Origin of the sequence: Pseudofrankia coriaricola (assembly GCF_001854805.1) — a bacterium.
Taxonomy (GTDB): Bacteria; Actinomycetota; Actinomycetes; order Frankiales; family Frankiaceae; genus Pseudofrankia.
Genome location: NZ_MBLO01000253.1, coordinates 1 through 18,056 on the forward strand (window position 1 = coordinate 1; position 18,056 = coordinate 18,056).

Annotated in this window: 16 protein-coding genes, 1 tRNA gene and 1 riboswitch; of the genes, 8 read left to right on the plus strand and 9 right to left on the minus strand. The window is 71.3% G+C overall.

Translation table 11 applies throughout. From position 1 onward, the window contains the following. The first annotated feature begins 201 nt into the window (after positions 1-201). A complete protein-coding gene (locus BCD48_RS36335; protein ID WP_071052941.1) occupies positions 202-882 on the plus strand; it encodes a TIGR03085 family metal-binding protein in 681 nt (226 codons plus the stop codon). Between the two features lie 51 nt (positions 883-933). After that, positions 934-1,419 carry an NUDIX hydrolase gene (locus tag BCD48_RS36340; RefSeq protein WP_083419741.1) on the plus strand — a complete coding sequence of 162 codons (486 nt, stop codon included), beginning with the start codon at positions 934-936 and terminating at the stop codon, positions 1,417-1,419. Here BCD48_RS36340 and BCD48_RS36345 read toward each other — a convergent pair. Further along, positions 1,341-2,309, minus strand: coding sequence for a hemerythrin domain-containing protein (locus tag BCD48_RS36345; RefSeq protein WP_083419742.1), 969 nt, complete (start codon positions 2,307-2,309; stop codon positions 1,341-1,343). The genes BCD48_RS36340 and BCD48_RS36345 overlap by 79 nt on opposite strands. Before the next feature lie 599 nt (positions 2,310-2,908). Here BCD48_RS36345 and BCD48_RS36350 point away from each other — a divergent pair. The 3 genes from BCD48_RS36350 (at position 2,909) to BCD48_RS55165 (ending at position 6,523) form a co-directional block, all read left to right on the plus strand. Next, positions 2,909-3,472, plus strand: coding sequence for a hypothetical protein (locus tag BCD48_RS36350; protein ID WP_071052942.1), 564 nt, complete (start codon positions 2,909-2,911; stop codon positions 3,470-3,472). 111 nt (positions 3,473-3,583) lie between these two features. Continuing rightward, the gene (locus BCD48_RS56060; RefSeq protein WP_312623493.1) at positions 3,584-4,786 is read left to right on the plus strand and encodes a hypothetical protein; all 1,203 of its coding nucleotides are present in this window, start codon (positions 3,584-3,586) and stop codon (positions 4,784-4,786) included. A gap of 496 nt (positions 4,787-5,282) precedes the next feature. Beyond that, positions 5,283-5,449: riboswitch (cyclic di-AMP (ydaO/yuaA leader) on the plus strand. 3 nt (positions 5,450-5,452) lie between these two features. Beyond that, the gene (locus BCD48_RS55165; protein WP_071052943.1) at positions 5,453-6,523 is read left to right on the plus strand and encodes a C40 family peptidase; all 1,071 of its coding nucleotides are present in this window, start codon (positions 5,453-5,455) and stop codon (positions 6,521-6,523) included. 1,112 nt (positions 6,524-7,635) lie between these two features. Here BCD48_RS55165 and BCD48_RS36365 read toward each other — a convergent pair. The 3 genes from BCD48_RS36365 to BCD48_RS36375 form a co-directional block, all read right to left on the minus strand. Beyond that, positions 7,636-8,274, minus strand: a complete 639-nt coding sequence (locus BCD48_RS36365) for a PHB depolymerase family esterase (RefSeq protein ID WP_071052944.1) — start codon at positions 8,272-8,274, stop codon at positions 7,636-7,638. Between the two features lie 339 nt (positions 8,275-8,613). Next, a complete protein-coding gene (locus tag BCD48_RS36370) occupies positions 8,614-9,399 on the minus strand; it encodes a type 1 glutamine amidotransferase (RefSeq protein ID WP_071052984.1) in 786 nt (261 codons plus the stop codon). A 365-nt stretch (positions 9,400-9,764) separates the two neighbouring features. Continuing rightward, on the minus strand, positions 9,765-11,069 hold the full coding sequence (locus tag BCD48_RS36375) for a Mur ligase family protein (protein WP_071052945.1): 1,305 nt from the start codon (positions 11,067-11,069) through the stop codon (positions 9,765-9,767). 607 nt (positions 11,070-11,676) lie between these two features. Here BCD48_RS36375 and BCD48_RS36380 point away from each other — a divergent pair. The 3 genes from BCD48_RS36380 to BCD48_RS36390 all read left to right on the plus strand — a co-directional run bounded on the left by BCD48_RS36380 (position 11,677) and on the right by BCD48_RS36390 (position 12,809). Continuing rightward, positions 11,677-12,165, plus strand: coding sequence for a tRNA adenosine deaminase-associated protein (locus tag BCD48_RS36380; protein ID WP_071052946.1), 489 nt, complete (start codon positions 11,677-11,679; stop codon positions 12,163-12,165). 41 nt (positions 12,166-12,206) lie between these two features. Further along, the gene (tadA, locus tag BCD48_RS36385) at positions 12,207-12,659 is read left to right on the plus strand and encodes a tRNA adenosine(34) deaminase TadA (RefSeq protein WP_071052947.1); all 453 of its coding nucleotides are present in this window, start codon (positions 12,207-12,209) and stop codon (positions 12,657-12,659) included. Positions 12,660-12,722: 63 nt separating this feature from the next. Continuing rightward, positions 12,723-12,809 (plus strand) — tRNA-Ser (locus BCD48_RS36390). Positions 12,810-12,863: 54 nt separating this feature from the next. Here BCD48_RS36390 and BCD48_RS36395 read toward each other — a convergent pair. The 5 genes from BCD48_RS36395 to BCD48_RS36415 form a co-directional block, all read right to left on the minus strand. After that, complete coding sequence (locus BCD48_RS36395; protein ID WP_071052948.1) at positions 12,864-14,111, minus strand: tyrosine-type recombinase/integrase; 1,248 nt, start codon at positions 14,109-14,111, stop codon at positions 12,864-12,866. Positions 14,112-14,123: 12 nt separating this feature from the next. Continuing rightward, positions 14,124-14,321 carry a helix-turn-helix domain-containing protein gene (locus BCD48_RS36400; protein WP_071052949.1) on the minus strand — a complete coding sequence of 66 codons (198 nt, stop codon included), beginning with the start codon at positions 14,319-14,321 and terminating at the stop codon, positions 14,124-14,126. A gap of 188 nt (positions 14,322-14,509) precedes the next feature. Further along, a complete protein-coding gene (locus BCD48_RS36405) occupies positions 14,510-16,108 on the minus strand; it encodes a YfjI family protein (RefSeq protein WP_071052950.1) in 1,599 nt (532 codons plus the stop codon). Positions 16,109-16,314: 206 nt separating this feature from the next. Then, positions 16,315-17,691 carry a bifunctional DNA primase/polymerase gene (locus BCD48_RS56965; protein WP_241842272.1) on the minus strand — a complete coding sequence of 459 codons (1,377 nt, stop codon included), beginning with the start codon at positions 17,689-17,691 and terminating at the stop codon, positions 16,315-16,317. Then, positions 17,688-18,050, minus strand: coding sequence for an RRQRL motif-containing zinc-binding protein (locus BCD48_RS36415; protein WP_071052951.1), 363 nt, complete (start codon positions 18,048-18,050; stop codon positions 17,688-17,690). The genes BCD48_RS56965 and BCD48_RS36415 overlap by 4 nt, the downstream gene beginning before the upstream one ends. Positions 18,051-18,056: the final 6 nt, after the last annotated feature.

Sequence of the window (18,056 nt, forward strand, 5' to 3'; positions counted from 1 at the left end):
GCTTGCGAGATGTGGCCATCGGGCACCTCCCACCGGAACGGCCCAGCCAGACACCACAACCGTACGTCCACCTTCCCTAACCTGACCAACCAGCGACTAACCCGGCCGGCGGCGGTGCGCCGGCCGGGCGCGCGAGGCCCCCGGCATGGGACAGTTTGCCGGTGGCCTGGTTAGCGGGCGGCGGGGAAGGCGGGTAGGCGCATGGGACGGGCGCGGGACGAGCGGGCGTTGCTCGCGGACGTGATCGAGGCCGCTGGGCCAGAGCACCCGACCCTGTGCGAGGGCTGGGACAGCTATGACCTCCTCGCCCACGTGGTGACCAGGGAGCGGGTACCCAAGGCGGGCCCCGGCCTGATGGTCCCGCGGCTGCATGGGATGACCGAGCGCGCCGAGAAGGCGACGAGGGCGGCCCACTCGTTCCCCGAGCTCCTGACGATCTTCCGGTCCGGGCCGCCGCGCTGGCAGCCAACCCGGATTGGGCCGATCGACAACGCCACGAACCTCGTCGAGTTCTATATCCACGGCGAGGACGTGCGCCGCGCGCCGAAGGGCGTTCCCGAGAACGCCGCGGGCGCGCTCGCGGCGCGCGAGCTCACGCCGGAGCTACGCGAGACGCTGTGGGCCACGGCTCGCCGGTTCGCCCGGGTCGCGTACCGGCGGGTGCCGGGCGGCGTTGTTCTCGAACGCACTGACGGGCCCGCGACAGAAAGCCCGGGTGCGTCGCGGGTCGTCGCGCGCAAGGGCGAGCCGGCAGTGGTTCTGTCGGGCCCGGCCGCCGAGCTGTTGCTGTACGGCTATGGCCGGCGCGCGGGTGCCCAGGTCGAGATCAGTGGCGAGCAGGACCTCGTCGCGGCGCTCTCCGAAGCACGCCTGGGTCTGTGACCGCGGTCGCGGCGGGAAAGACCGGGCAGGCCAGCCAGGCAGACTAGGCATGTGCTGGAACCAATTCCGCGCGTCGCCGCCCGGGTCGTGCTGGTCGACCCGTCCGACGCGTTCCTTCTGATCCAGTCGCACGACCCGACCCTCGAGGACTCGCCGGTCTGGTGGCATGTGCCCGGTGGCGGCCTCGACCCAGGGGAGAGCGCGCGGCAGGGCGCGATCCGAGAGATCGCGGAGGAGGTCGGCATCCGCCTGGCGGAGGTCGGGCAGCCGGTCGGGACCAGGACCACTCGCTTCACGTTCGCCGGCAAGTCGTACATCCAGCAGGAGTCGTTCTTCGTCGTGCGGATCCCCGAGCGGGTCGATGTCGACCCGGCCGAGTGGACCGACCTGGAGAAGCGCTCCACGCTCGGCTGGGCCTGGTGGACTGTCGACGAGGTGGCCGCCAGTACGGAGACGATCTATCCGCGTGGCCTGACGGCGCTGGTCTCCGGCTGGCTCGCGTCCGGCCCGGGCGCCCAGCCCGTCGTCGTGGCCTGAGGCGCTGGGGGACGCGCCTGGGGCGGGCGTCCGAGCAGCCAGGTGCCCCACGGGCCGACCTTGCCCGGCTCGCGGACCTTCGCCCAGGGGATGACCCGCGCGTCCATCGTGTCGAGCAGGTAGTCGAACCTGGCCATCATCCGGTAGCCCAGCCGGCCGCCGAGCAGCCCGCGGGAGCGCAGCAGGTGCGGGTGTGGGCGGCTTGGCGCGCGCGGCAGTGCCCGCTCGTACTCGGCGGCAAGCAGCTGCCGCTGCTCCGGCGTGCTCGCCTGGTCGAACTCGCGCAGCAGATCCTCCTCCTCCCGGCTGTGGTCCGAGATCGCCGTCGCCAGCTCGCGGCGCAGTTCGGTGGCCTCGGCCCCCGGCGGGTGTGTGTCGCCCTGCGCGTACTGCTGAACCCCACGCATGATTATCAACATCTCGCGCGCGCCGGCACGCAGCCGCGTAATACGGCTCTCGGTATGCGGCAGCAGCCGGGCGACTTCCGGATAGATGACGTAGCCCATCGTGGCAAGATGCGCACACATTGCGGCGACGGCGGTGTCACCGGCGCGATGGATCTGGCGTGGGTCGGCCCCGGGCGCCGCTCCGCCCGCCCAGGCGGCGAGCCGGGCGGCGTCGCGGTGCACCGGGCCGACCAGCCGTACGAGACTGTCGTCCGCCGGCTCGGCGTCGACACCCTTATGCGAGTCCGCCTCCGCTGTACCAACATCCACGCCGCTGTCCACGCCGCTGGCGGAGGCCCACGGGCCGCCGGGCGTGGAGCCGCGTCCGGCGCGTGACCCGTCCGCGCGCCGCGACCGCATCTTCACCAGCGATCGCGGCGCGGACCTGGCCGCCGCGAGCAGTCGCGAGTTGGCCAGGGAACCGTGGCGTTTAAGAGCGGGCATCTGCCACCTCCTACAGCGCCCTCCCTCGTCGCGTCGCCGGGGAGCCGGTTCTCCGCTCACTCCCGCACGCATGACCGGCCGGGCGCATCGGTCCGACCCAGGAGACTCCTGCCCCAAAACGGCGACCCTATGGCAGCCAGCCGGCAGATCGACGCACGATCGCAAGGCGTGGCCGCTCGCATGAGGTTCACGCATGTAGTGGCACTCGTTGCCACTACATGTCGCGATGAGCGGCTCCAGCGCGCATCTGACGTCAAGATTACGCATCCGCCTTCTACCCTCGGAAACCTCTCCGCTACCCTGCCGATATGGCTGGCACCGCTGCCCCGGGGTTCCCAGGCTTCCTGCCCGACCGGCGAAGCCCGGGGTCCCTGCCGGATCCGGGGTCCCTGCCCGATTGGCGACAGGGTCCCTGCCGGATCGGCGACAGGGTCCCTGCCGGATCGACGGACGGGGTCCCTGCCGGATCGGCGAAGCCGATCTGGGAGGTCGTGATCTGGGAGGTCAGCGATCTGGGAGGTAAGCGATCTGGGAGGTCTGCTGGCAGGCCGGCGACCGGGCAGGCCGGGGAAGCCTCGGACCGGCGGTACCGGTCCGGGATGTTCGAGCCGCCGAACGGCACGGCGGCCCCCCTGGCTACCGGCACCGACGGCGCGAACGTGGCAGACACGGCCGCGGGAACGGCGTTCGCCGACACCGCCTCGGACGACGCCTCGGGCGCCGCCCGTGACCAGCTGGACCAGCTGCGGCGCCGATTCGTGCGCGGGCAGCTGCTGCCGCTCGGCCACCTCATCGTCCGGTATCGGCTGGTCGTCCCGGGCGGCTTCGAGGCGCCCTGGGTGCTGGTGACCTCCTGGCCCGCTCCAGCCTGGCTGCTGGGACGTTGCCTCAACGACACGGTCCACCCAGACCTCGCGCACATCCGGATGGGACGAACGGTCGCCGTCGGAGTAGACGACGTGATCGACTGGGCCGTGCTGGATGCCAGCAGCGAAATCGCCGAAGGCGGCTGGAGCCGCGGCCTACGTCATGCCGCGGATCTGCCTGACCTGCCCGGCCATCCGGACCCGCTGATCTCCGCCAGGCCCCCAGCCGCCCCGGCTAACCACCTGGTGACTAGCCACCGTCTCGACCGGGCACAGACAGCGAATAGCCCGGACTAGTCCAGTAACGGCACCCGAGCCGACACAAAGCCCACCGCTTCCGGCTTCATAACGATCGCTGCCGGCGTATATGGGCCCCTCACTGAGAGGGCTCGGCTACCGTTACCTACCGTGGCGGATGTAAGCGGCCGGCGCAGCCTCGCCAGCTCGCCCAGCCCGACCGGGCCGCGGAGCCTTGCCGACGCCGGGGGGCAGCGGGCCGAGTCACCCGGCGTGTACGTCCACGCCACCGTGCCTGAACTGGCGCTGCCCGGCATGCCCGCGCCCGGTGACGCTCCTCCGGCTGACCATCCGGGCCTCGACGAGGGCGGCATTCCGGTCGTGGACCTGGCCGGGCGGGAGGAGCCACCCGCGGTCGATCCCACCAGGTCCGAGAGCACACTCTGGCCTGACTGGCCCATCGGGTCCCAGGCCGCCGCCGAGCCCGACGGCCTGCCTGGGCCCGAGTGGGTGGCCGGATCTGAGTGGGTGGCCGAGCCCGAGGGGATGGCCGCCGCGGACGTCACTGGTGGCTCGGAGGGCGCCTGGGTTCCCCCTCAGATCGGCGACGGGCTTCCCGCCGGATCCGGGGTCCCTGCCCGATTGGCGACAGGGTCCCTGCCGGATCCGGGGTTCCTGCCCGATTGGCGAAGCCGATCGGGGAGGTCTGGGAGCCGATCTGGGAGGCCAGCGATCGGAGAGGTCTGGGAGCCCAGCTCGGAGGCCGCCGGCCAAGAGGGTCCGGACGACGTCCCGTGGACCGTGTCCGCCTACCAGGAGCAGACGTACGAGGGCTACGAGGAGCAGGCGTACGAGGGCTACACGTATGTCTACGACGGGCACCCGGGGCCGCACGACGCGGGCGGGCCGGATCCTGACCCCGAGTCTGACTTCTCACCCGTCCCGCTGCCGTCGGTCGGTGCTGACGGTTCGGTAGATCCCCTACCGCCAGATGACCGAGAGGAAGACCGAGGGATCGCCGCGATCGCTCGTGGCGACCTCATCGCGGAGCTTGCCGGCCGGCTCGAACTGCTCGACCAGTTGCTCGGCCGTCTGGAGGAGGCCAAGCGCCAGGCGGCCGACGCGAGCGAACACCTGCTGCTTACCCGTCGGTGGCAGGAAGAGACGGTGCGCACCATCCAGGAGGAGCGCGCTCGGATGCGCCAGCGCCAGCACGCGCTCGACGAGCTCGCCGAGCGGGCCAGGGCCGCGGTCGAGGCCATGCAGGCCACCTACCGGACCCTTCCCCGGGAGGTCATCGAGCTGGCGATCGAGCTTCAGGTGCTTGACCGCGCCGGCTTCATCACCAGACGCGCTCCCCGCCCGCCGCCCTAACGACCGTAAGTAACTATCTCGACGCAACGGGGAACGGTTAGGTTTTGCGCTAATCACAATGGGATTTTAGTCCCAACGACTAGGACCTAATGCCCAGACGGCCCCATCGACCCGGCGAAGCCTGCTCGAACCGTTGGATAGGCCCACTCGTCATAGGGGTGCGGGCGTCCATGGCGCCCCCGGACTAGACACACATCGTGTGCCGACTGTAGTCCTCCGCCCGCAAGGCCGGATCTGCGCGTAGTGTTCAAGCTACGTGGAGTACCCGATGGATCGGCACGACCTAGTCAGTTGCGATGGTTACGGGTGGATGGCTACCCTCGGCGACCCCTGCCATGACGGCAGCCTCGGTCCTCGGAACCGACGGTTCGCAGAAATCAGGCTTATGGGGGGTACCCACGCTTATCGTCATCATCCCAGTGGACTAGTCTTGTTCACGACGTCAGGCTCAGCACCGGACCGAACGCCGAATCCTGCCCGCGGTCCCGGTGTCCCCTCCGAGTCGTCACCTCGGGCAGGAGCGGGGGACCCACCTCGCAGTACCGGCCAGCGCCCCCTCCGGCGCGGGCCTTGGGGTGAAGCCCATCGCGTGCTTGCTGCGCGAGGGCCGGGCAGCCCAGCCCGAACCCGACAGCTCACCTCGCAGGCGTACGGGAAGGACCACACTTGTCCGCGCCCTCCGTACAGTGGGATACCGACACCCTGCCTGATACCAGCAGGGGTCGTCACCGCGGTCTGACCGTGGTGGCAAAGGTCCGAGGTCGTACCGCGGTCGCCGCGGCTACCACCGGTGCGATCGCGATGTCCGGCATCGCCCTCGCCGGCTGCGCCCCGGCRGCCGACACCTCGGCGGACGCGTTCGGAGATGACGGCTCCGTCACCACCGGCCTCAGCCTCGCCAGCGCCTTCGGCTCCGGGTCGATGGGCGGCTCTGGCACCGACGTCCGCCCGGTGAGCCTCGCGTCCACCCTTGGCGCCGACGGCACCGACACGGCGTCCGACCTGGCCGCGCCGACGCTGACCGCGAAGGCCGACGTCGACCTGTTCATCACGAACCCCGACGTCACCGTCTACTCGGACCAGCCGGTCGAAATCGGCTTCAAGCTGACCAACAAGGACACCAACCAGCCGCTGGCCAACCAGCTGGTCAAGGTCCAGGTCAAGCTACCGACCGGCTTCGCGACCTTCCTGCACCTGCAGACGAACAACGACGGGTACACCTCGTACACCGCGCGGGTGCTGACCACGACCCAGATCACCGCGGTCTTCGACGGCACCGACGCACTGCAGTCCGCCACCGCCGACAACGTCGGCACGGTGAACGTCGCSGARCGGCCGGCCCCYTCGSCSAGCCGGGGCGTCACGRTCAACGCCCCGTCRAACGGCGAYCTGGGTGAGAAGGCCGTCTACCTCGCGTCGCTGCAGGCCGGCAAGCCCTACGTCTACGGCGCCAACGGGCCGGACTCGTTCGACTGCTCCAGCCTGGTGCAGTACGTCTTCCGGCAGCTCGGCCGCAGCCTGCCGAGGACGGCGGAGGCGCAGTACGAGGCCTCGCTCCACGTCGACCAGGCGCACAAGGAAGTCGGCGACCTGATCTTCTTCGGCACGCCAGGTGACATCTACCACGTCGGCATCTACGCCGGCGACGGGAAGATGTGGGCCGCGCCGCACTCCGGCTCGGTCGTGCAGCTGCAGACGATCTGGAGCACGAGCTACAACGTCGGCCGCGTCCTGTAGCGGGGCGCGGCGGGCGAGGAGGGCTCACTCCTTGAGCGGCGACGTTCGGCCAGGTTCGGCTGCCCCGTTCGCGGGGTCCTTCCTCGAACCCACTCCCCTCCGGGTTCGCGGACACGGCCTGACCGCCTGGCTGGCTCCAACCGTCGGCGAAGCCGGTGGAACCGTCGCTCTCAGAGTTTCCAAAGCCTTCGACGCTCGGTGATGCCCGACCAGGCAGCGACCCAGCGACGCGTCCGCCATCCGTACCGGCGGCGGTAAGTTGCGGCTGGATGCGACAGCGGCCATGGTGGCCCGTCTCCTTCGACGCATCGTGCCTTTCCTCAGGCATTCCCAGACCCCCAGGACTCTCCGCATAGCAGCCGGCGTGGCCCTCGCCCCTTGGCCGCGCCACCCAGGACGTCCGCTGGTGGCATCAAGGGCTTCCCCCTCCCGCCCTCGATTCCGCCAGCGGACCACCCGCCGTCCGAACCCCCTCGGCGGCGGCGGCCCGGCTGGCTGCCCCCACGGCTCCGGGCCGAACAACGCGACGCCGCCCCACCGGATCTCCCCCCATCCGGCGGGGCGGCGCCCGCGGCCAACGAGACACCAACATCAGACTTCCGCCGGCTGGGTTCGCCCGGCCCGCGGATGGCCCGGGACGTCACACGACCGCCCGGGCACCCAGCCCCGCCCGCCCCGTCGGAAACCCCCCCGCCGACGGGGCGGGCGGCTGGCCTCGGTCAGTCAGTCCGTCGTGGGAGGCCGCCGGTGGCCAGGCCCGCATGCTCGCCGGCCCACTCTGGGTCGCCTGGCCCGCTCTGATCGCGTCTCCTAGAGCCGCCGTCACCAGCGTTCGCTTCACCAGCACGCGACTGGTAGATCACCACGACCGTGTCGCCGTAGTCGTGAATCGGGCCAAATCGCGACCGCGACAACACGTCCGCGGCGATCATGAATCGTCGCGGACGGGGCGGCGCGGCAGTAGCTCGCTTTGGTCGGGTCTCCTGGACCGCTCCGGTCGCGGTCTTCCTGGACCGCTCCGGTCGCCGATCCGAACCTGGCCGCTAGAGGGCCAAAGGGTGTGCGAAAATGATCTTCCTTCGCACACCCGGCGGCCGTTGTCCCCAGGATCACTAGCGGGACTTGTTCTGCGAGAAGCTCCACAGGTTGCCGGAGAGGTCGTCGTCCCACGAGGCCTGTCGCTCGCGGTCGGTCGGCACCTGGTCAGGGCAGTTCGGACCCGGATCGGGGTCGAACTGGCCCACGACGCCCACCGCCGCGAACTTCGTGGGGTTCGCGCAGGCGAGGGCCAGCGCGAGCCGGGCGCCCTCACCGAGGCCCCAGATGTAGACCCGCTTCGGATCGATCGCCGTCCAGTCCTCGGACATGTACGTGACGATGTCCATCAGGTACTGCGCGTCGGGTCCGGCTGAGTCCACCTGCCACTCGCCGGCGACCGGCTCGGGGTAGACGAGCGCGAAGTTCTTCCGGTCGGCCAGTTTCGACGCGCCGCTGTCCGTTTCGAACACCTTCGTCTTGGTGTTGTTGTCCGGCAGAACAAGCACAAGCGGAACCGCCTTCTTGGAGTTCCGCTTGGCATGCACGAGCAGTACGCGGCCTTTGGACTCGTACCGGGACGGCATGTCCTTCTCCGAGGTCTTAGCCGAGCCGCTGCCGTGCGCGAAGAGATAGAGCACAAAGATCGCAACGACAGCGATGACGGCTGCCTTGCGGTGCTTGCCCCACCATGCGGTGAGCGGATTGGCGGCCACGCCCCCAACCGAACCACACCTGACACCACGATGGCGCCCGTTTCGGCCAGGCATCTCGCCTGACGATGCCTTGATGGCATCTCGATGGCATCTCGCCGAACGGACGGGGCCCGCGGCCCGACTCCTTTGCCTTCCTCACCCCACTCGTGTCTGCTGGCGCCTCCGGCCGCGCGCGGCTTCGCCACGATCGCGCGGCCTTTGGCTGTGTCTGCTGGGCGCCTCCGGCCGCGCGCGGCTTCGCCACGATCGCGCGGCCTTTGGCTGTGTCTGCTGGGCGCCTCCGGCCGCGCGCGGCTTCGCCACAGTCGCGCGGCCTTTGGCTGGCTTCGCGGCGGACGCTCAGCCGACCTGCAGGGCGCGGATGCGCGCGGCCCGCAATGCCTCGACCTCCGGCGGGCCGGGAAGACGCGGCAGCGAGCCGTGTACCCAGGTCAGCATCAGGTCGGCCAGCGCCGGATTCTGCGCCAGGACCGGGCCGTGCAGGTACGTGCCGATCACTCTGCCGTCGATCCTGCCGTCCGTGCCCTCGGGGACGCCGTTGCCCAGGCCAAGCAGCACCCGGCCGAAGGGAAACCCACCGGCGCCCGGCAGCGGCCTCGTCCGGCCGCCATGATTCTCGTAACCGAGCACGGTCGGCAGACCGAGTGACGGGTCGGGTTCGACGACGATGTCGCCCACGACGCGCGGTGGCAGCGGCGCGTCCGGAGGGTCGAACGAGCGCCTGGTCTCGACGCCTACCAGCCCCATCCCGTCGTGGATCTGACCGCCGGCCGGGAAGCTCTCGCCGACGACCTGGTAGCCGGCGCAGACGGCCAGCACCACCGCGCCGCCGGCGACGGCCCGCTCGATCGCCTTGTTACGCCGCAGGCCCTCGGCCGCGAGTGTCTGCGGCTCGTCCTCGCCGCCGCCCAGCAGGTAGATGTCACATCCGGCCGGTACCGGCTCGCCTGCCGGCACGCTGACGACCTCGGCGGACAGGCCGCGCCAGCGCAGCCGCTGGGTGAGCACGATCGCGTTGCCACCGTCACCGTAGGTGCCGAGCAGCTCGGGATAGATCAGCGCGATCCGAGTGGTCGACTCCCGGGTCGCCGTCGCGCCGGCCGGATCGGGCTGCCGTTCCGCCAGCCGGCGTTCGAACGGGTCCGGCAGCCGCTCGGGCAGCCGGCTCCCCGGGGCCGACGGTTGCGATGGCGGCTGGAAGAGCCGCCGTTCCGGGATCTGCGGCGGCGTATACCGCTGCGGCGGGTACTGAAGGGGATGGGGCTCGAGGGGTTGGCGCTCGTCCGGGTAGGGCGGACGTCGCCCCGGCTGAACCGGCTGTGCCGGCCGTCCGGGGTACTGATCGTCCGGCGGGTAGGTCCCGGACGGGCCGGACGGGTAGGTCCCGGACGGGCCGGACGGGTAGGTCCCGGGCGGCGGGTAGAGCGGCTGGGTGACGTCCGGCGGCGACCCAGGGTCGCGCGGACGGCGTGGCTCCGGCTCGAACAGGCTCACCTGGCGCCTCCACGCGCGGGCGCGGGCAGCGCCGCCCGCGGGCGGCGCGGCGCGGGCGCGGTCCGGACCAGCAGGTCCCGGAACGCGGTGTAGTTCGCGACGACGTCCAGCACGGGCTCGGTGGCGGCATCGGCCGCGGCCTCGGCGTCCTGGTGCACCGAGTGTAGGACGCCGGCGTAGGCCAGCCGCACGCTCATGTCCTCCTTGCGCTCCCCGGTGACGAGCACGGGGCGGCCTGCGAGCCGCTCGAACGGCACATCCCAGATCCACGACGGGTCGCGGCCGTCAGCCGTCTGCGAGTTGAAGTCGACGATCAGGCTGCGCGGGGACGTCGAGTTGATCAGTTCCATCATCTCGACCCAGCCCGCGGGATTCTTGGCCAGCAGCATGCGGGCGCGCCGCGCCGCCGACCCGAGCAGTACCTCCTGGTAGCGGCCCTGCACGTCACCGAGATCGGTCATCGCGGCCAGCGCGTCCTCCACCTGGACGCCGAACTGCCGGGCCGCCGCCGCCGCCATCGTGGCGTTGCCCAGGTTGACCCGCCCCGGCAGGCCGATCGACGCCTTGATCGTGTGGCCGAACCACATGATCTCGTCAGGGCCCGTCACCGCGACGATCGGCTCGGGCCTGGCCAGCCCGCACTCCGACCACCAACCGGTCTCGTTGCGGTGCAGCAGCTTGGCGCACTGCGGGCAGACCATCGCGTCCGCGGTCCAGTTCTGCCCGACCGACACCCAGACCTGCTTCGACCAGGACATCGCGGCCCAGGTCACCAGCGGGTCGTCGACGTTGGCCACGACCGTGCAGTCCTCGAGCTCCTCCCCCAGGTCGCGCCAGATGGCGGCGATGCGCCGCGTCTCGTTGGAGCGGTCCAGCTGGTCACGGCTGATGTTGAGCAGCAGCACCACGCGCGGCTGGACCTCACGGGCGACCTTCGGCAGCCAGATCTCGTCGACCTCGAGCGCGGCGGCGGCGTCATAGGGCGGGCGAGAAAGCGCCGCCAGCACGCCGGGCGCCATGTTCGCGCCGCCGCTGTTCGACTTGACCGGGCCGAGCGTGCCGAGCGCCCTGGCCAACAGCCGGGTGGTGGTCGTCTTGCCGTTCGTCGCGGACACGCAGGCGATCGGCCTGCCCTTGCCGACCTCGGCAAGGGCGCGCGGTGAGATCTGTAGGGCGAGCTTGCCGCCGATCATCTCGCCGGAGCCCTTACCAAGCCGGCGAGACGTCTCAGAGGCCAGCCGCTCGACGGCAAGCGCCGCCTTGGTCCTCGCGGAGAGGCGGCGCGGCAACGGAGTCATCATCGCGATTCTTACCGCGCGCTGGGGCGTTGGGGCGCCCTACCCGGGATCCCTGCCGGATCGGCGACGAGGTTCCTGCCGGATCGACGACGACGCGCCGGCAGGTCGGCGATCCGGGAGGCCCGGGACGCTCCGCGCCCGTCACACCCTGTCGCGAGTCGATACATATGGCTGGGGCCTGTCCTGGTCTGGGTCAGTGAATGATCGGAACGGGCCGGCCGCCAACGGCACCACCATCGAGTAGTGACGCACCCGACGGGACATGTCTCTGGTCGATGCATATGGCTGAGGCCAGCCGTGGTCAGAGGCCGACGAGATCGTTGAGCTGGCGGCACCCGACAACCTGGCCGCGGCCTGTCTACATGATGAGGGCGGCCTTGGCCCAGGTCGACCCGGGGGGCCGGTGGGTGTCGTCCGCGCGCGGAATAGCCTCGCTACCAGCTCCCTTGACCGGCCACCGGCCCCCGGCTACGCCGATGGGGCGGGAAAGGTGATCCCGCGCACCGGACGACCCGCACGGCGCGAGAATCTCAGGTCAAGGCGCGTGGATCCGGCGCCACGGACTGACATGACGATGTACGAACTGGCTTGACGATGTGAGGACACCACGGTGAGCACCAAGGCCGTCGCGATCGCCCGCGACGACGACGGGTGGCGGGCTTACGACCTCGACCCCACCGAGCTCGAAGACCTCGACGCGCTGACAGACGCGATGCGTGATCTCGGCGACGGTCTCGTCGTCGCCTTCGTCGAGGAGGACGACGAGTACCTGGCGATCATCCGCATCGACGAGGACTCGTCCGACCCACGGGTCTTTCTCTCGGACCGGCGGGTACTGACGACCTCCGACCTGGCAGAGGCGCTGTTGGCCGACGCGCTGCCCATCCCCGCGCCGCGCGGGGATGGGGATGAGGACGACGAGGCCGTGTTGCGGCACGCCCATCCGATCGGCGACCTCGACCTGCTCGACGATCTCGGCACGTCGGCGGGCGCTCTGGCCGCCCTGATAGCAGAGGAGGGCATGCTGCCGGCGGACGTCGCCGCGGTTATCAGCGAGCGCGCCGGAGCAGGCGAGATCTTCGACGAGGTGCCCGACTGACCGCCGCCTCCGGCACCGCCGCTGAGCGCGACCTCGCGTCGATGCGGCTCGCGCTCGCTGAGGCGGCCCGCGCCCCCGAGGGCGGCGACGTGCCGGTCGGCGCCGTCGTGATCGGCGCCGACGGCACCCTGCTCGGCCGCGGCCACAACGTCCGGGAAGCCACCGGCGACCCGACCGGGCATGCAGAGGTCATCGCGCTGCGTGCGGCCGCCGCGGCGGTGGGCGAATGGCGCCTCACCGGGGCCACGCTGGTCGTGACACTGGAGCCCTGCACCATGTGCGCGGGCGCGCTGGTTCTCGCCCGTGTCGCCCGACTCGTCTACGGCGCCACCGACGACAAGGCCGGTGCCGTCGGCTCCCTGTGGGACGTCGTCCGCGACCGGCGGCTCAACCACCGCCCCGAAGTGATCGGCGGCGTCGCCGCCGAGGAGTGCTCGGCCCTCCTCGCCGCCTTCTTCGCCACTCGCCGCACCGACCGCCAACCCCGCGGCTGACCAGCGCGCCCGCACCCAAGCCCTCTGCCCCACCTGTTCGCATCGTCGAGTAAGCTCACCTGCGGTGGAGTCGCCTAGTGGCCGAGGGCGCACGCCTCGAAAGCGTGTGAGGGGGCAACCCCTCCGTGGGTTCAAATCCCACCTCCACCGCCCCTGAGCAGCACAAAGGCCGACCCCGGACGACACGTCCGAGGCCGGCCAATATCATCTAGTCTCAATCTTGGTCTCATTAGGCGCCCAGAGCAGCGATCCAACCCGCTGGGCGATGTCTCGACGTATCGGGGCGGTCAGGTGTTGGTACCGGGCGGCCATGGTGGTGCTCGACCAACCCATGATCGACATGACCGCGCGGTCTGGCACTCCAAGCAGGAGCAGAACAGTGGCCGCGGTATGCCTGGCGTCGTGCAGCCTGGCGTCACGCAGACCGGCCGCCGCCAGCAGTCGCTTCCATTCGGAGTAGTCCGTGCGGGGATTCGTCGCGCCGCCGGTCGGGGTTGCAAACAGCCATCCCGCGTTGGTCCATATATCGGCGGCCATGTCTCGTTCGCGCGCCTGCTCTACCTGGTGGGCACGAAGCAGGGCGACCAGCTCGTCCGGCAACCCGATCGTCCGCTTTCCAGCCCTGGATTTCGTGTCGTCGGTCTCGGGGCGGAGCGCGATGCGCCGTGGGCAGTAGCCACCATGCTTCTTGCCACACGTCCCGCCGCAGCCGTGGGACCATTTCGGCCTCAGCCTGTTGCGACGCACCCGTAGCGCACCCTGTTCTAGGTCGACGTCCGCCCATTTTAGCCCAAGGGTCTCGCCCTGGCGCAGACCGAGCGCAAGCGCGATCGCCCATCGTGCGCTGTTACGTCGCTTGGCAGCGGCATCCATAAGCCGTTTGATCGCCGCGACATCGTAGGGTTCGATCTCTTCTTCGACGACAGCCGGAGGCTTGGCGAGAGTCGCCGGGTTCTCCGTTATCCGCTTCCGGCGCTTCGCCTCATTGAGCGCGGTCTTAATGGTGCGGTGCGCCTGGTGGGCCGTAGCGGGCTTGCTGCCGTTTCGCATCATCTTCGCGTACAAGCGCTCCAGGTGTTCAGGCTCAAGCCGGTCGATCCGGTGTTTCCCCACTCCCGGGTTCAGGTGAACGCGGACCGCGACGCGGTAGCCCGCCAGCGTGTTGTCCTTCACCGTCCCGGGCACGATGTTCTCGATCCAGTGATTTAGCCACTGCTCGACGGTCCACGGCTTCCCCGGCTTCCTTACCGCGCCCTCGTCGCGGTCGCGCTCCAGCTTGCGGACTTTCGTGATGACCTCGGTTTCTGTTTTGGCGCTGACGTGGCGGCGGTCGGGTGTGCCGTTGTCGCGGACGCCCATTGTGACGCGGCCGTGCCAGCGGCCGTCGTTTCCTTCGTAGATGGAGGCGGCGCCGTTGGGGGCGCGGGTGCCTTCCTTTCGCTTTCGGGGCATGGGTCGTCCTTTTCAGGCGGCGGGGGTGAGGCTGGCGGTGTAGGTGGCGAGGTCGGCCGTGCGGACGCGGCGTAGGCGTCCGATGCGGACGGAGGCGAGGGCGCCTTGGCGGATGAGGGCGAAGGTGGTGGTGCGGCCGATCCCGAGGGCGTCGGCGGCTTCTTCGACGGTGAGCAGGAGCTTGGGCGTGGGAGGGGGCGCGGTGTCCATGCGTGCTCCGGGGGGTGTAGACAGCCGGGGGCGCGGCTGGGCGTTGACACGTTGACAATCGGGCTGTCGGGGCCTGTTCGTGCTGGTCGGGGCGGGTGTAGGTCCGTCATCGGGGGTTGGTGACGGTTGTTGACGGTGTTGACAGCGCGGGCGCCGTGGTGGGTGGGTGTCAACGCCGTCAACGGCTGTCATCGGGGGGTGTCGACGGGGGTTGTGGGGCCGTGACCTGCGGTAAAGGCGCCGTTGATGTTGGTTGTCAACGTGTCAACGGCTGTGAGTAGGTCGGCGGCGCGGGGGTGGAGTTGGTGGCGTCCGTCGGGGCGGGGTCGGGTCCAGCCGTAGGTGGCGAGGACGTCGAGGGCGGCGGTGACGTCGGCGGCGGTGGGGAGCTGGCGGATGAGGCGGCGGTGGAGTTCGCGGCGGGTGAAGCCGGTCATCTGTTCGCGGGCGAGGAATCGCAGGGTGCGGGCGGCGGCGGTGTGGGCGGGGTCGGTGGTGACGGTGTGTAGGGCGGTGCGGTAATGGGCGGCGAGGGCGTCGGCGAGATGGACGGCGCCGCGCATTTGTTCGGCGTCGATGGGGTGGCGCCAGCCGTCGCCGGGGTGGTGGGCCATGTGGAGCAGTCCGGCGATGCGTAGGGTGGTTCCGGGGAGTTTGTTGGCCCATTCGCGCATGGCGTGGTATTCGCCGCCGGGGCGGAGCTGGTTTTCGACGTGCTCGGCGTGGGCGGTGCGAATCGTGTCGGCGTCGGGGGTGAGGGTGATGACGGCGGGGTCTTCCCATTCGGCGAGGGTGGCGGCCAGGCCGTGAATGGTGCGGGCGTAGGTGTCGGTGATGTGGTCTGGGATGGGTGGGGAGTTGACGTCGCGCCAGCCCGCGAGCGAGGCGGGCAGGACGAACAGGAACCGGGCGACTAGGCCGCGGCCGGATAGGTCGGCGTCTGCGCCGAACTTCCGGAGCACCGATGGTTGGATCATGACGCCGACGGTGAGGGCGGGGCGGGGGATGAATTCGGCGTCGCGTCCTTTGCGGTCGACGCGCATGGGCCGTCCGGCGTGGCCTTTCAGGTAGGGGTCGAGGTTGGGGGCGGCGGAGAACCGGCCGGCGAGGGTGTCGAAGATGCCTCCCTCGTCGGAGATCAGGGCCATGCGTCCGCCGTTGTCGGCCATGAGCGAGGTGAGGGCTTCGGGGGTGGCGTCGTCGGCGAACAGCCGCGGCAGCGACGGCACGGTGACGGCCTCGGCGGCGAGGGCGGCGACGACGGCCTCGGCGGTGAGATCGGCGCGCCGGTCGTTGTCGGCTCGGGCGGCGACGTTCTTGGCCTGTTCCGCGGCGCGTCCGGCGATGTCGCGTAGGGCCGCGTTTTCCTTGGCGACCGGTTCGACGCGGGCGGCGAGGGTGTGTTCAGCGGCGAGGAGCGGGGCGGTCAGGGCGCCGTGGACGGGGCTTTTGCGTTCGCCGGGGTCGGCGACGACGGCGAGGAACAGGTTGACCGGTTCGCGCCAGCCCGGTCGGGGTTCCACTTCGAGTCGGCCGCCGGCGCAGGTGGATAGGACGGCGAGGGCGACGGCGCCGGCCATGGCGGGGTCGGTCTGAGTGAACGTCGCGACGGCGCGGACGTAGTCGGCGAGCCAGCCGGGGTAGACGTCGACCGGGAAGCCGGGTGGTGGGGGCGCGGTGCCGAGGGGTACGGGGAGTTCCCACGGCGGGCCGTCGTCGGGGTCGGCCGCCGGGGCGGCGGGGTGCAGGGGGTGGGCGGTGGCGGCCTCGGGGTGCTGCCCGGTCATGGCGGGTCTCCCTTCGGTGGCGCGGCGGGGGTTGTGCGGGCCGTGGACGGCCTGCCGTGGGTGAGGTGGTCTGCGGTGGTAGGTGATGGTTCGGATGTGTTGGTGACGGTTTGGCGTGGCCCTGAGACGGCCATAGGGGCCCGTTTTCGGATGGGCTGGTGTGGTGAGGTAGGGCCTGGCGGTCTCAGGCCGTCTCAGGGCGTCGGTCAGGGCTGGATCGCGACGGCTTCGTCGCGGAAGCCGCCTTCGATCGCGGCGCGGGTCTCGCGTGCGGTCTGGCCGGCGGCCAGTCCGGCGCGGGTGAGCGCGTCGAGTGCGGCGCGGCAGGTGAGGGCGTCGGCGGCGACCATCCGGGCGGCGCCGCGGGCGGCGCCGTAGAGGGTGGTGCGGCGCCGTCCTTGCGGGGCGCGGGCGACCGCGGCCAGATGCGCGGCCAGCAGCAGATCGGGGTGAGAGATGCCCCCGCCCCCTTGCCCGGCGGGCGAGGCTGGCGGGGCGGGGTGCGGTGCCGCCGGGGCTGGGGTCGGCGGGTCGGGCTGGGACAGGCAGACCTCGAGAAGGGGCGGGGGCATCTCCCCCACTGCCCGGCCACCCGCCCAGCGGTAGGGGCGCCGGGTGGCCGGGTGGATCGAGGGCGGGGCGACGACGTAGCCGCCGTCGGCTTTGATGTCGACCCCCGGATGCCCCGGCAATGGCCGGGATGGGACGGGCTTTCCGGGGTGGGTGTAGTAGAGGTGCCAGCCCCCGCCGCCGGTGGCCACCGTTGCGGTGGGCGTCATGAGCGCGCGGTCGAGCTCGCCGCCGTGGGCGGGGTCGATGTCGACGATCACCAGCCCGGACGTCGCCCCGGTCCGGATGGCGACCAGCCCGTCAGGGATGGCGGCGAGCATCGCGGCGATGCGGGTGGGGTCGGTGGTGGCCGCGTAGAAGCCGTGGCAGGTCAGACAGTCGCAGACTTCGCGGTCGTGGTCGTGGTCGGGGGCGACGGCCTTGCAGGGCTGGCAGTTGGCCACGGGCCGCTTGGAACGGCCTAGGACGAACACCCGCCACCCGGCGGTGGCATAGCCGCGGGCGACGGCCAGCCGATCTGAGGGTGGCGCGGGGTGGGTTTCGGCGGTGGGTCGCCCGCCGTGGCGGGCGTCGTCATGGCTGCCGGCCGCGGTGACGGCCTCGGTCTCGCTCGCCGCGGCGATGGCGAGGTCCGGGCAGGCGGGGCAGGTGACGGTGAACCCGCCGGGCGGGCTGGCAGGGGTGGCCATAGGTCGAGTCCGTTCGTGGGATGCGGCCGGGGCGGCGGGGGCTGGTGGGGTTGGGCAGGTGAGGTGCAGTGGTGCGCCGTCGTGGCGGCGGAACGTGGCGATGCCGCAGGCGCGGCAGGGGGCGAGGCTGCCCGGGCCGGATGCGAACTCCGACCGCCCGGCCTCGGTCGGCGTCGGGGTGGCTGGTGGCCGGGCGGCGGGGCCGGCGGGTAGGAGTCGGGCGGCGGTGTAGTCGACGCGGCGGGGTCGGTGGGCCTCGCAGCGCCAGCCCGCGGCGTAGAGCCGGCCGGGAGCGCCGCAGACGGCACAGGGCGGGGTGGTCATGCGGCCAGCCCCGTCCGGTCGTGGCAGTCGAGGCAGACGCCCAGCCGGGCGGGGATGACGTAGCCGGCATCCGCGCCGCAGCCGGGGCAGAGGCGGCGGCGGGCGCGGGCGGCGGCGAGTTGGGCGAGCCGGCCCGGGGCGGGCGGGGTGCGTAGGACGGTGTCGGCGAGGTGGTAGAGCGCGGCGGTCCGGACCCCGCTGGCCGCCCGCCGGGAGCGCCACATCAGTTGGGCGACCGGGTCGCCGGTCGGGCGTAGGCCCATCGCGGCGAGCTGGCCGCGGGTGGCGAGATGGTCGGGGGTCATCCGCCACGGCCAGGTCGGGATGCCGTAGCGGGTGCCAGCGGGGTCCAGGAACATCTGCGT

Bases quoted from the DNA above. Each gene is read 5' to 3' on its own strand.
- BCD48_RS36350 (WP_071052942.1), top strand. From the start codon at position 2,909: ATGTTCGAGCCGCCGAACGGCACGGCGGCCCCCCTGGCTACCGGCACC.
- BCD48_RS36395 (WP_071052948.1), bottom strand. From the start codon at position 14,111: ATGCCCCGAAAGCGAAAGGAAGGCACCCGCGCCCCCAACGGCGCCGCC.
- BCD48_RS36400 (WP_071052949.1), bottom strand. From the start codon at position 14,321: ATGGACACCGCGCCCCCTCCCACGCCCAAGCTCCTGCTCACCGTCGAA.
- BCD48_RS56965 (WP_241842272.1), bottom strand. From the start codon at position 17,691: ATGACCACCCCGCCCTGTGCCGTCTGCGGCGCTCCCGGCCGGCTCTAC.
- BCD48_RS36345 (WP_083419742.1), bottom strand. From the start codon at position 2,309: ATGCCCGCTCTTAAACGCCACGGTTCCCTGGCCAACTCGCGACTGCTC.
- BCD48_RS36405 (WP_071052950.1), bottom strand. From the start codon at position 16,108: ATGACCGGGCAGCACCCCGAGGCCGCCACCGCCCACCCCCTGCACCCC.
- tadA (WP_071052947.1), top strand. From the start codon at position 12,207: ATGCGGCTCGCGCTCGCTGAGGCGGCCCGCGCCCCCGAGGGCGGCGAC.
- BCD48_RS36375 (WP_071052945.1), bottom strand. From the start codon at position 11,069: ATGATGACTCCGTTGCCGCGCCGCCTCTCCGCGAGGACCAAGGCGGCG.
- BCD48_RS36415 (WP_071052951.1), bottom strand. From the start codon at position 18,050: ATGTTCCTGGACCCCGCTGGCACCCGCTACGGCATCCCGACCTGGCCG.
- BCD48_RS36335 (WP_071052941.1), top strand. From the start codon at position 202: ATGGGACGGGCGCGGGACGAGCGGGCGTTGCTCGCGGACGTGATCGAG.